This is a genomic window from Lysinibacillus sp. LK3 (genome assembly GCF_001043675.1).
Taxonomy (GTDB): Bacteria; Bacillota; Bacilli; order Bacillales_A; family Planococcaceae; genus Lysinibacillus; species Lysinibacillus capsici.
On sequence record NZ_LDUJ01000014.1, the window covers coordinates 46,958 to 60,709 of the forward strand.

Below are 13,752 nucleotides of genomic sequence, written 5' to 3' on the forward strand. Positions count from 1 at the left end.
ATATCAGTCATTAAAAAATAATTTGCTCCACATATGGAACTGAGGCTAAATGATCAAGAAACATCCATGATGCGATGACAAAAAAAGCGAATAAGAGTAGTGAAATGTACTTCCAAATGGAATTTTCTATAGCTCTCCATAAAAGAATGTTTGATGCACAAGCAAACGTAATGATTTGCCCTGCATCTGATTCATTAATAATATACCTTCTATGATGAACTTCAATCCTATCGTCAATGATAAATTTTTATTGATTGAAAGCTTCCATAAATAAACAATTAATATAGGCAAACTAATACGAGCTATATAAAAATTAAACGGACCAAAAGTTATCCACCATGTTCTGTATCCACTATGAAAGCCTACACCATAGGGGATCACGGTGATCATCTCTATAAGAAGAGCGGAAAGCATAAAAATAAGGTAGGAAAAAAATATGTAGTTTAGTCATGTAAGCCCCTGTGGTTTATGCTATACAATATATAACTCACATGACAATGAAAAGGTTTCAGAAATAGGGGCAAGGAAGAAATGCAGAAGAGGGTTTGAGGTTAAACAAAGGGAACCATTTGTCCCCTTGTTTTAACTAATAATTTCAGCATTTAAGTTATAGCGCTTATTAAACTCATCAACGAAAATTTGTAAATCAATATAGGTTCCAATATAAGGCTCTGTTTCTTGATCGCGTAAGAACCCACATGTTGCCTTTAGTGATTTTGAAAATTCCAATAACATTTGTTCGTTGTCAAGTTGTACATGAATCGCAAGAGAATGATCTTTTTTATTCACTTTAAAATACTTACCATCTATGATTCTCTCTAAATTAGTTTCTTGAAATGGAAAAACATAATCTTTATAAATGAGCTTCACAAGATCCCGCCTTTTTTACAATATTCTACTACATCTGTATAAGGTAAATCGCCACCAAAAATTGAGAGCGCACTTCCAATGGTTACATGAAGTTTTCCGTGGGCTAATTGATTAAATTTTTCTAAGTCTTCGATTGAACGAACGCCACCTGCATAGGTAGTTGGAATAGATGTCCAGGCAGCTAAATCCTGTACCAAGCTTTCCTGCATACCACCCTTTTTTCCTTCAACATCGACAGCATGTATTAACAGCTCATCACAAAAGTCTTCAATATAGGCAATCGACGCAGCATTGACTTCGAAATGACTAAATGTAGTCCATTTATCTGTCATGACAAACCACTTTCCGTCACGCATCTTACAACTGAGATCGATAACAAGGTGTTCTTTACCAATTAATTGATTTAAGCGCTTTAAACGCGCTAAATCGAGCTGACCATCATGAAAAATATAGGATGTGACAATGACATGCGAAGCGCCTGCGTCAATATACTTTTGAGCATTGTCAGCCGTAATGCCGCCACCTATTTGCAAGCCTTGAGGATAGGCTGTTAAAGCGGATAGGGCAGCTTCTTCATTACCAGAGCCTAGCATAATAACGTGTCCACCTGTTAAACGATCTTGGGCAAACATTTGTGCATAGTGGCTAGCGTCATGTTGAGAAATAAAGTTTTCTACAACTGCTTGATTTGTATATCCCAAAGTGCTACCTACAATTTGCTTTACTTTGCCATCGTGTAAATCGATGCAAGGTCTAAATTCCAATAATTTCACAATCCTTCCGTGCAACTAATTCATATTAATCATAGCATGGAACGGAGGATAAAGGCAGAGAATTGTCATTTGTCAAAATAATGTAAAAATAACAAAGTGGATATATTTTTGTCTGCGATATTTTCATGTGGCTATGGTAAAATAAAAAGATTGAAAACTATAAGAAAGGACGGACCGAACATGACAGATCATTTAGATTTATTTGAACTCAATAAATTTTTTATACTCGGACGTCCGATCGTCTCTATCTTTCATAATGCGCAAAATATGTATTCGATTGTACGTGTGAAAATTCAAGAGACGAATTTGCAATATGAAGATAAAGAGATTATTGTTGTTGGTTATTTTCCCCCACTACAAATGGATGAACAATATCGATTTACTGGTATTTTAAAACAGCATCCTAAATACGGTGCTCAATTTCAAATTGAGACATTTACAAAAGAGGTACCTGCAACTGAGCAAGGAATTATTCATTATTTATCTAGTGACCTCTTCGTAGGGATCGGGAAAAAAACAGCTGAAACGATTGTTGAAAAACTAGGTGCTAATGCACTCCGTGTTATTTTAGAAGATCCTAGTGCCCTCGATGCTGTTCCGCGTCTATCCGCTGAAAAAAAAGAAGTCATTCACCGCACCATTGAGCAAAACTTAGGCTTAGAGCGGGTCATGATTCAATTGAATGAGTGGGGATTTGGTCCACAGCTTGGGATGAAGATTTATCAAACCTATCGAACAGAAGCCATTGAATTACTGACAGAAAATCCATACCGCTTGATTGAAGATGTGGAAGGAGTGGGTTTCTTTCGAGCCGACGAGCTAGGTGCGAAATTAGGTATAACTGGTAAACATCCTGATCGTGTCAAAGCAGCGATTTTACATATTTTAAATACAGCAGCTTTATCGGATGGACATGTTTATCTAGATGCAGAACAGGTTTTACCGCTCGTTAAGGAAATGCTTGAACAAAGCCAACGACAGGAGATACCATTCGAGGATATTTCTCAAGCCTGTATCAGACTCCGTGAAGAAGGCAAAATTTGTGGTGAAGAGACAAGGTTATATTTGCCATCACTCTATTTTTCAGAGGTAGGGATTGCATCGAAAATCTTATCGCTTATCGAGCGGAATAATAAGGCTGAACATTTTAGTAAAGATGAAATTCGAAAAGCCATTGGAGAAACAGAGGAGCTACTCAATGTTACCTATGCAGAAACACAAGCGAATGCCATCGAACAGGCTTTAAATTCAGCTGTTATGATTTTAACGGGTGGTCCTGGTACGGGGAAAACCACTGTTGTACGGGGAGTCGTAGAAGTTTATGCAAAGCTTCATGGGCTATCCTTAAATCCAAAAGAGTATGCTCAAAAAGAGGAGCCTTTTCCGATTATTCTTTGTGCGCCGACTGGACGTGCTGCTAAACGATTAGCCGAATCAACAGAGCTTCCTGCGATGACCATCCATCGACTGCTCGGTTTTACAGGGCAAGAAAAAGAGGAAGAAACAGAGCGGGAAGTAACAGGTAAGCTGATTATCGTGGATGAAATGTCAATGGTTGATACATGGCTTGCCCATCAATTATTAAAAGCTTTACATGAAGATGTTCAAGTTGTCTTTGTTGGAGATCAGGATCAGCTTCCACCAGTAGGTCCAGGACAGGTGTTAAAGGATTTATTAGCATCCAAGCAGCTACCAACTGTCGAGCTAACAGATGTTTACCGACAAGCAGAAGGCTCAACGATTATTGAACTTGCGCATCAAATAAAAAAAGGAACGATTCCACAAGAGTTAACAGCTAAAACCTCTGATCGTTCGTTTATTAAGGCTTCAGCAGACCAAGTTGCCAACGTTGTTACTCAAGTTGTCAAAAGTGCTGTCGCAAAGGGCCAGGAAATCCGTAATATTCAAGTGTTGGCGCCCATGTATAAAGGACCAGCTGGTATAGATAATTTAAATAAAATGATTCAAGAGCTTATTAACCCAAATGATACTGGCACACGAAAAGAGCTAGTCTTTGGGGATGTCACCTATCGAATAAAGGATAAAGTTCTTCAGCTTGTCAATCAACCTGAAAGCAATGTCTTTAATGGAGATATGGGTGAGGTCATTAGTATTATTAAGGCGAAAGAGACGATCGAAAAACAAGATTTACTGATCGTATCCTTTGATGGCATTGAAGTGACCTATCAACGAAGCGACCTCAATCAATTGACACTAGCTTATTGTTGCTCCATCCATAAATCACAGGGCTCTGAGTTTCAAACGGTCATTATGCCAGTGGTTAGAGGGTATTCCAAAATGTTACGGCGTAATCTTTTATACACAGGTATTACACGTGCTAAAAACTTTTTGATTTTATGTGGTGAACCAGAAGTGCTTGCGGATGGTTTACAACGTACAGATGACCTTCAGCGTTTCACCTCTTTACGTGCAAGACTTAACCCAATGGAAATTGAGGAAGAACTTGTGGAAGTCGAGGCAGTGCCAGTAGATAATGAAGGGATGCAGGAGCCTGTTTCCGTTGAACAAAAGCTAACAGTAGAAACAGCCCCTTATATTCATCCAATGATTGGTATGAATGATGTCTCTCCATATGATTTTTTGGATGACTAAAATATATATTCCCGATTAGACTGTCTAATCGGGTTTTTCTAATTGATGTATCGTCACCTAATATTTGGACATTTCATATACTAGATGAGTACAAAAACATAGGGAATGTATAGGGGTGACAGCATGCCAATAATGACAGGGCAACAGTATATTGAACGAATTGATGCTTTAAAAACGTATATTTCGATAGATGGGAAAGTCGTGACAGGAAAGGTGTCAGAACATCCTGCCTTTAAAGGAATTATCCAGAGTCAAGCGAAACTTTTTGATTTACAACATCAAGAGGCACTTCTTGAAAAAATGACCTATGAATCGCCAACTAGTAAACAGAAAGTTGGCATGTCATTTCTTCAAGTATTGACGCCAGAAGATCTTGTGAAGAGGCGCAAAGCGGCAAGGGAATGGGCATTATCTTCTCAAGGCTTTATGGGGAGAAGCCCTGATTATATGAATACAACATTAATGGCCCTTGCATCAGCGTCAGATTTTTTAAAAGAGAAGTCAAATTGTTTCCCAGAGCATTTGCTAAAGTTCTATGAGTATGCTCGCGAGAATGATATTACGATAACACATACCTTTATCGAACCACAGGTAAATCGCAAGCGCTTTTACTATGAGGATGAAGAAGTAACCATTGCAGCTAAAATCATTGGGAAAACAAGTGAGGGCTTAGTCATTAAAGGGGCAAGATTACTAGCGACACAGGGTGGCATAACAGATGAGCTTCTTGTTTTATCAACAAATGGCTATGATGAAGGAAAAGGTTTCGGGTTTTCTATTCCAAGTAACACGAAAGGCTTAAAGTTTTTATGTCGGCAATCATTTGTAGGCGGAGATTCTACCTTTGATTATCCGTTAAGTGCACGTTTTGAAGAAATGGATGCAATCGTTGTGTTTGATGAAGTAGTTGTCCCGTGGGAACGGGTATTTTATTACGAAAATGTTGAAGTGGCCAATCAATTTATGAATGTTAGTGGCTTCCAAGCGTATACTTTGCATCATGTGCTGTCACGTCAAATTGCTAAGACGGAATTCATCCTAGGGGTTGTACAAATGATTGTGGATTCCATAAATATTGGGGATTACCAACATGTCCATCAAAAAGTGGTAGATGTCATCGTAGCATTAGAAACGATGAAAGCATTGCAATTAAAATCAGAAATTGAGGCACAAAGGGATTCCTTTGGCTTTATCAGACCAGACCAATCCACATTACAGGTCGCTATTCATATCTTCCCGAAAGTATATCCTACCTTTACAGATATCATACAGCAACTGGGAGCAAGTGGATTAATGTCGATACCGAGTGCAAAAGCTTTTGCAACGGATGATGGGGATCTTGATCATTATCTGCAATCATTTCAAGACAAAGGGGAAGAGCGAGTAAAGAAATTCCGTTTAGCTTGGGATTTAACGATGAGTAGTTTTGGCACAAGACAGACATTGTATGAACGCTTTTTCTTTGGTGATCCTGTACGTTTATCTAGCCTGCTCTATCAATCTTATCAACGAGAGCATTTAGTGCAAAGAGTGGAAGACTTTTTGAAAAATGATTGATAGAAAGTTTGACAGTTGTGAAACTATCCGTTATCATTTACAGGAATAAAAAAATAAGACTCCCTTCGTTAGGTGAGGCTCCTATGCTGGAGATACGCTACTACCCAAAAATGTCGAGAGACGCCAATGGGTCAACAGAAATCATCGAAATAAGGTGTTTTTTAACGTAGCTGGACATATTCCTATGCCGCATAGTGCTAAAACTCAACGTTTGAAGGTAACAAGCATGCAATGTATTTTATTGCTATTTTTTGATATGTGTATTCAACACGCCTTCATTCGTAGAAGGCGTGTTTTTGTTATGGAAGGAAGGTGATGAGAAATGGATAGTAGTCCTGAACCGAATAAGTATCATTTAGGCAAACGGAAACACATAAAAAGTCATCGATTTCTAATCACCGATGCAGACAAAGGGTGATTAAGGATGACCTTTTGTTTCCCTCAATAACAAACACGAGGTGAAATGCAATGATTAAAATCCACTATTATAATAGCAGCAGGAAGACAGTCCAACATGATTTCAATATGATTGATTTACAACTCCCTATTCATAACGAAGATTTATTATGGGTAGATTTATATGCCTATAGTTATAATGAATTGAATAATATAGCTGATGTATTTGGCTTTCATCCACTAGCAGTTGAAGATTGCTTACATGAAGGCTCACGTCCAAAAATGGATAGTTATGGTGATTATAAATTTTTTGTGCTCCATGCACCAATTTATAATGAGAAAAGTAACAATGAAATTACAACCGTTGAGTTAAATATTTTTATGGGACCAAACTATATTGTGACTGTGCATAAACAAAAGTTGCAATGGCTAGGAAAAATGGAAAATGTTTGTGTCAATAGCCCAAGATTTTTAGAAAAGGGTACAGATTTTTTATTGCATACAATTATTGACGGTATTACAGACGAATACTTCCCAGTATTAGAACGAATTCGCGCACGTATAGATGAACTAGAAGAAGAAATTTATGATTATCAACCAAAAGAGGTGACAGAGGAATTTCTTGCATTGAAGCGGACAATTATTTTAATTCGTCAGGCCATTATGCCACAAAGAAGAATTTTTTCTACAATCAATGGCCAGTGGAAATTTGACATTCAAGAAGAAAATATTCCATTCTATAAAGATTTGAATGACCATCTAGAACGTATTGTCGACTCCACAGAGACATATCGAGATTTAGTGAACAGCACGCTTGATACGTATTTTTCAATTATCAGTGGGAAATCCATTGAAAAGCTGAATTTATTAACGGTCATTTCGACAATTATGTTACCACTATCAGTAATTACTAGTTTTTTTGGAATGAATGTACCTTTACCTTATCAAGATACCCCTTATACAACTATTGCAATTAGCGCCTTCTTAGTTATTTTTACATGGGGTATGTGGATATATTTCAAAAAAATGATTGCTTAGTTAGTGTTAGTCATACTAGTACTAATTGACAGCGCAATAGATTTTTTTTATAATTTTCGATAGAAAAAGTAAAAACGATGATGGAAAAAGTACGTATTTGTGTGTGCACAAGAAAGGGATTTCTAGGCTGAAAAAATCCTCACAACAGCAAATGCCGAAAGCTACTCCAGAGTGCAGCTAATCCCTGCCGTTCACTGACGTTACAAGTGCTAAAGAGGTAAGTAAGGTTTTTACTTACAACTAGGGTGGTACCGCGAGACTAATGACAAGTCCTCGTCCCTTTTTGGGGATGAGGGCTTTTTTTATTTTCTTCGGTAAATCGCAGGATTCGTATCGTGATTTTACAATATAAAATAGGAGGAATTTATCCAATGAAAGCAGTAGATATTCGCCGTATGTATTTGGAATTTTTTAAAGAAAAGGGGCATCATCATGAGCCATCAGCTCCACTTGTGCCAATAAATGATCCATCACTTCTTTGGATCAACTCAGGTGTGGCAACTTTAAAACCATATTTTGATGGCCGTATTATCCCTGATAATCCACGTATTACAAATGCTCAAAAATCGATTCGTACCAACGATATTGAAAACGTTGGGAAAACAGCTCGACATCATACATTCTTTGAAATGTTAGGAAACTTCTCTATTGGTGACTACTTTAAAAAAGAAGCAATTCATTACGCTTGGGAGTTTTTAACAGATAAAAAATGGATGGGCTTTGATCCAGCGTTATTATCCATCACGATTCACCCTGAAGACCAGGAAGCATATGATGTTTGGCATCAGGAAATCGGTATTCCAGAAGAACGTTTAATCCGTTTAGAAGGGAACTTCTGGGATATAGGAGAAGGCCCATCTGGTCCGAACTCAGAGATTTTTTATGATCGCGGCGTAGAATACGGCTCAGATGAAAATGACCCTGAAATGTATCCAGGAGGAGAAAATGAGCGTTACCTAGAAATTTGGAACCTTGTGTTCTCTCAATTTAACCATAATCCTGATGGCACTTACACGCCACTACCAAAGCAAAATATTGATACAGGTATGGGCTTAGAGCGTATTGTGTCCGTCGTGCAAAATGTACCAACAAACTTTGATACTGATTTATTTATGCCAATTATTGAAAAAATTGAGGAGTTTGCCAATCGTAAATATAAACGACCTGGCGAAGTAGACTTAAATGAAATCTTTGGCTCAGATGAAGATATTAATACACCATTTAAAGTGATTGCAGACCATATCCGTACAGTAGCATTTGCTATAGGCGATGGTGCCCTGCCATCAAATGAAGGCCGTGGCTATGTATTACGTCGCTTACTACGTCGTGCCGTTCGCTATGCTAAACAAATTGGTATTGAAAAACCATTTATGTTTGAACTTGTACCAACTGTGGGTAAAATTATGGAAGACTTCTATCCAGAAGTTACAGAGAAATGCGAATTTATTCAACGTGTCATTAAAAATGAAGAAATTCGTTTCCATGAAACATTAGATGGTGGTTTAGCTATCTTTAATGAAGTAGTGGAATCTCAAAAAGCAGCTGGTCATGATTACATCCCAGGAGCAGATGCTTTCCGTTTATATGATACTTATGGTTTCCCAATCGAGCTAACGGAAGAATATGCAGAGGAAGTAGGCATGAAAGTAGATCATGAAGGTTTTGAGGCAGCGATGGAAGAGCAACGTGAACGCGCGCGTGCTGCACGACAAGATGTTGATTCGATGCAAGTACAGAATGAAGTATTAGCAAACTTAACGGTTGCAAGTGAGTTTGTTGGCTATGATACGTTAAATGTTAATACTGAAATCGCTGCAATGATCGTCAATGGTCAAGTTGCGAAAGTCGCTTCGGAAGGTCAGGAAGCATTGGTTATTTTAGCGAAGACACCATTCTACGCTGAAATGGGTGGTCAAATTGCTGATAGTGGTACTATTTCAAATGATAGCTTTACGGCTGTTGTAAAAGATGTTCAAAAAGCACCGAATGGTCAACCGCTTCATACAGTAGTAGTTGAATCTGGGGAAATGCATGTGGAAGATGCAGTGCAAGCAGTGGTCAATCGTGATGACCGTAATTTAATCATTAAAAACCATACGGCAACACATATTATGCAACGTGCATTAAAAGATGTGCTAGGTGATCATGTGAACCAAGCTGGATCATATGTAGGACCTGATCGTTTACGTTTTGATTTCTCTCACTTTGGTCAAGTTACAAAAGAAGAATTACAGCAAATTGAACGTATTGTAAATGAAAAAGTGTGGGATGATATAGAGGTCGTTATTGAAGAAAAAGGTATTAATGAAGCAAAAGCAATGGGTGCTATGGCATTATTCGGTGAAAAATATGGAGATGTTGTACGTGTAGTATCCATCGGAGATTATTCGATTGAGCTATGTGGTGGTATCCATGTTAAACGCTCTTCTGAAATTGGCTTCTTTAAAATTGTTTCAGAGGGTGGTATCGGTGCAGGTACTCGTCGTATTGAAGCTGTTACAGGAAAAGTTGCTTATGAAGCAGTAAAAGAAGAAGAAGCATTATTAAATGATGCAGCAGCATTATTAAAAGCAAATGCTAAAGATATTGTCACAAAAGTACAGGCATTACAAGCAGACTATAAAGAATTACAACGTGAAAACGAAGCATTATCTCAAAAAATCGCCAATGCACAGGCAGGGGCAGTTGTTGATGCCGCTCAAACAATTGGAGATGTGACAGTGCTATCTACAAAAGTGGAAGCGAAGGATAACAATCAACTCCGTCAAATGATGGATGACCTGAAAGCAAAAATGCCAAAAGCAGTCATTGTTCTTGGAGCAGTTGATGGTGAAAAAGTTATGTTATGTGCTGGTGTTTCAAAAGAATTAGTTGGTGGCAATTACCATGCAGGGAATATTGTGAAAATGGTTGCGGAAGCATGTGGTGGTAAAGGTGGCGGTCGTCCAGATATGGCGATGGCAGGTGCAAAAGATGCATCAAAACTTGATGAAGCACTACTTTCTGTGTATGATTATGTTAAATCCATTTAATTAATTCACCAAAACATGTTATAATAAAGAGAAATTGGAGATGAGCTTGTTTGCACATCTCCTTATTTCTGAAAGCGAGGTGCTGGTCATGAGTTCATTTGATCAAACGATGAAATTTAATTTTCCAGAAGAATCAATGGAACAGGAAGTCAAGCAGGTAATGTTGAAAGTTCATTCTTCATTAGAGGAAAAGGGATATAACCCTATCAATCAGATTGTTGGTTACTTACTTTCTGGTGATCCGGCGTATATTCCTCGCCATCAGGATGCTCGTAATTTAATTCGCAAGCTTGAGCGTGACGAAATTCTAGAGGAGCTTGTTAAATTTTATATCAAAAAGAATAACGAGGACTAGAAATGAGAATTATGGGATTAGACGTTGGGTCAAAAACTGTGGGTGTTGCTGTAAGTGATGCACTTGGTTGGACCGCCCAAGGTATTGAAACCGTAAAAATTGATGAAGCTAATGGTGAGTTCGGTATTGACCGTATCGCTGAGCTAGTAAAGGAATATACTATAACAGAATTTGTTGTAGGTTTTCCAAAAAACATGAATAATACGGTTGGACCGCGTGGAGAGGCTTCTGAGAACTATAAAAAGCTATTAGAAGAGCATTTCTCACTACCGGTCAAATTATGGGATGAACGTTTAACGACGATGGCTGCTGAACGTATGCTGATCGAAGCGGACGTGAGTCGCAAAAAGCGCAAGCAGGTCATTGATAAAATGGCAGCTGTGATGATTTTACAAGGCTACTTAGATAGCAAAAATTAATTGATGAGGTGACTATGCATGGCACACGAGCATAACCATGAAGAAGAACTACATGTTCAACACATTACAGTGATTGACGAAAACGGAAACGAGCAGCTTTGTGAAGTGATTCACGTTCATGAATCTCCAGAGTTTGGCAAATCATATGTGTTTTACTCAATGGTAGGCGCAGAGGAAGATGAAGATGGCTCAGTTGAAATCTTTGTATCTTCATTTGTACCATCTGAAAATGGTGAAGATGGTGAATTAACACCAATCGAAACTGAAGCAGAGTGGGATATGGTAGAGGACGTTTTAAACGCTTTAGAGGATGAAAACGAAGACTAATCTTCTAACTCAAAGCTTGGAACAAGGATCGCAGCTTGCAGTCCTTGTTCCTTTTTTATTGAAGCTTTTCTAATGTAGAAGGATTGTTAAATTGAAGAATGAATGCATTGTAGATGTGTGAATTTGATCCACAATTGTTGGGAAACGTTCATAAAGTTTGTGGATTCGCTTAGAAATAGAGTGTAACCGCTCCAAGCCCCACTCCAAACATCGAGAACCTGCTCAAAGGTAGAGAAGAAATGCAGGGAAAACTTGCTCAAAATACGAGAAGCTATTCTAAAGTGTCTAACCTCAAAAAAACGATTTAATAAATGACATCAAATTGTCATAAAGGAGGAAACAGAATGAATGAAGAAACGCAAGAATTTATGATCATTGGGAAAGATGGTAAGGAACAGCAGTGTCGTGTGGTCTTTACCTTTGATGCGGAGGACAAGTCCTATGTGTTATTTTCCCTTCTAGATGAAACCGGTCAAGAAATTCCAGGAGACCTTTCCGCGATGACTTTTGATTATGATGACAATACAGGTGAGATGACAAATTTACAGCCTGTTGAAACAGATGCCGAATGGGAAATGATTAATGAAGTGGTGTTAACATTACTTGATGAATTTGAAGAAGAACCACAGCTAATTACTGTGACAGACGAAGAAGGAAAAGATCAAGTGTGCGAAGTCATTCATACATTTTCATCTGAGCAATTCGGTAAATCGTATGTATTATATGTGCCAGCAACAGATGAACCGATTGATGAGCGTGATATTTTTGCAGCCCAATATATAGCTGGAAATGAAGGCCAGATTGAAGAGTTATACCCGATTGAGTCAGATGAAGAATGGGAATTTGTAGAAGAAGTATTAAACACTTTATAGGATAAACTATTTCTAGAATGCTCAAAAATCTGCTAACGAAAGTTGTTGGCAGATTTTTTACATATGTAATTTCTCCTGAATTGTCGATTTCTGTTTGTCGTGAAAGTTGATTTCTAGTATGATATTGAATAGTGATAGGGGGGAAACCCGTGGATAACGGTTCAAAAAAACAAGAAATGTTTTCAAAAATGCAAGAAAGAAAATCTGAGGTAAAAATGGTGAGAAAAATCGTCGCAATTATTGCCATTGTTTTCGTACTAATAATTGGAGTTGTTGGTTTATTTGGGTACAATTATGTAAAAGGTGCTTTAAAACCATTAGACCCTAATGCAACGAAAACAATTGCAGTAGAAGTACCAATTGGCTCTAGTTTGTCCTCCATTTCAACACTACTAGAGAAAAAAGGTGTCATAAAAGATGCACGTGTTTTTAAATACTATGCAAAATTTAAAAATGAATCACAATTTCAAGCGGGAAATTATGATTTAACACAGGCAATGACATTTGATGAACTCATTGAAAGCTTGAAAACAGGGAAGGTATATCGTAAGCCTGTCTTTACGATGACAGTCCCAGAAGGCTTAACACTTGAACAAATTGGGAAAGTGATTGAAAAGAAAACACCGTACACACAAAAAGAATTTATGGATCTTGTGACGAGTGACACATTTGTTCAGCAAATGATGGCTAATTATCCTGAGCTAGTTACAGAGGCTGTTTTAGCTGACAATATTCGCTATGACTTAGAGGGCTATTTATATCCAGCTACGTATTCTTATTATGAAGAAAAACCATCTTTACAAGCGATTGTAGAAGAGATGATAGCAGCCATGAACAATGTAGTGAAGAACTACAGTGATGTATTAGCTGAAAAACAAATGTCCGTACATCAGCTGTTAACATTTGCGTCATTATTGGAAGAAGAAGCGACTGCTCAAACGGATCGAGAGACTATTGCAAGTGTCTTCTATAATCGAATCAATGAAGGGATGCCACTCCAAACAGACCCAACCGTGCTCTATGCACTGGGTGATCACAAGGATCGTGTTCTATATGAAGATTTAGAAGTGGATAATGCCTATAACACTTACAAAAATAAAGGTCTACCACCTGGTCCAATAGCAGGTGCAGGTAAAACTTCGATTGAGGCATCATTAAATCCAAGTCAAACAGATTATTTCTACTTCCTAGCAGATAAAGAGGGTGTCAACCACTTCTCAAAAACCTATGATGAGCATTTGCAGAAGGTAGAAAAATATTTACGAAAAGAAGAGTAAACGTATAGGAAGAACAAAAATCATATAGCAAACAGATGGATAGAAGGAAAGAAAAATAGCTTTCCTTCTATTTTCATGCTATTATAAAGTGTGATTTTTGATCAATCCGTTCATTTATGCGGGACAAATATGCGTGGTGGCAATTGTTTGAGCATATCGAAGCAATTGCTCATTTTTGTATGGCAAAGTACCAAGACATCACGTTTGGTCTTTTTCTTTTTGT

11 protein-coding genes, 1 riboswitch and 1 other annotated feature are annotated in these 13,752 nt (G+C 37.8%); of the genes, 9 read left to right on the top strand and 2 right to left on the bottom strand.

Annotated features, from left to right (window positions below):
• Positions 1-582: 582 nt before the first annotated feature.
• A complete protein-coding gene (locus VK91_RS08200; RefSeq protein WP_048392136.1) occupies positions 583-870 on the bottom strand; it encodes a hypothetical protein in 288 nt (95 codons plus the stop codon).
• Positions 867-1,634: a phosphoribosylformimino-5-aminoimidazole carboxamide ribotide isomerase gene (gene hisA, locus VK91_RS08205; RefSeq protein ID WP_048392137.1), complete on the bottom strand. Its 768-nt coding sequence runs from the start codon at positions 1,632-1,634 to the stop codon at positions 867-869. Before hisA ends, VK91_RS08200 begins: the two co-directional genes overlap by 4 nt.
• Positions 1,635-1,823: 189 nt before the next feature.
• On the opposite strand from hisA, the gene VK91_RS08210 reads away from it, so the two are divergent.
• From VK91_RS08210 to mltG, 9 genes are all read left to right on the top strand, one after another.
• Positions 1,824-4,256 carry an ATP-dependent RecD-like DNA helicase gene (locus VK91_RS08210; RefSeq protein ID WP_048392138.1) on the top strand — a complete coding sequence of 811 codons (2,433 nt, stop codon included), beginning with the start codon at positions 1,824-1,826 and terminating at the stop codon, positions 4,254-4,256.
• Between the two features lie 123 nt (positions 4,257-4,379).
• Positions 4,380-5,813 (top strand): 4-hydroxyphenylacetate 3-monooxygenase, oxygenase component, encoded by a 1,434-nt coding sequence (hpaB, locus tag VK91_RS08215; RefSeq protein ID WP_048392139.1) that lies wholly within the window; start codon positions 4,380-4,382, stop codon positions 5,811-5,813.
• A 57-nt stretch (positions 5,814-5,870) separates the two neighbouring features.
• A riboswitch (M-box (ykoK) riboswitch) is annotated at positions 5,871-6,036 on the top strand.
• 245 nt (positions 6,037-6,281) lie between these two features.
• The gene (gene corA, locus VK91_RS08220) at positions 6,282-7,247 is read left to right on the top strand and encodes a magnesium/cobalt transporter CorA (RefSeq protein ID WP_048392140.1); all 966 of its coding nucleotides are present in this window, start codon (positions 6,282-6,284) and stop codon (positions 7,245-7,247) included.
• A 68-nt stretch (positions 7,248-7,315) separates the two neighbouring features.
• Positions 7,316-7,531, top strand: a binding site (T-box leader).
• 87 nt (positions 7,532-7,618) lie between these two features.
• A complete protein-coding gene (gene alaS / locus VK91_RS08225) occupies positions 7,619-10,279 on the top strand; it encodes an alanine--tRNA ligase (RefSeq protein WP_048392141.1) in 2,661 nt (886 codons plus the stop codon).
• Between the two features lie 88 nt (positions 10,280-10,367).
• Complete coding sequence (locus VK91_RS08230; protein ID WP_004226839.1) at positions 10,368-10,634, top strand: IreB family regulatory phosphoprotein; 267 nt, start codon at positions 10,368-10,370, stop codon at positions 10,632-10,634.
• Between the two features lie 2 nt (positions 10,635-10,636).
• Positions 10,637-11,053, top strand: coding sequence for a Holliday junction resolvase RuvX (gene ruvX, locus VK91_RS08235; protein ID WP_004226840.1), 417 nt, complete (start codon positions 10,637-10,639; stop codon positions 11,051-11,053).
• 18 nt (positions 11,054-11,071) lie between these two features.
• Positions 11,072-11,380, top strand: a complete 309-nt coding sequence (locus tag VK91_RS08240) for a DUF1292 domain-containing protein (RefSeq protein WP_004226842.1) — start codon at positions 11,072-11,074, stop codon at positions 11,378-11,380.
• A 344-nt stretch (positions 11,381-11,724) separates the two neighbouring features.
• Positions 11,725-12,252, top strand: a complete 528-nt coding sequence (locus tag VK91_RS08245) for a DUF1292 domain-containing protein (RefSeq protein ID WP_048392142.1) — start codon at positions 11,725-11,727, stop codon at positions 12,250-12,252.
• 149 nt (positions 12,253-12,401) lie between these two features.
• Positions 12,402-13,529, top strand: coding sequence for an endolytic transglycosylase MltG (mltG, locus tag VK91_RS08250; RefSeq protein ID WP_048392143.1), 1,128 nt, complete (start codon positions 12,402-12,404; stop codon positions 13,527-13,529).
• The last annotated feature ends 223 nt before the right edge of the window (positions 13,530-13,752 follow it).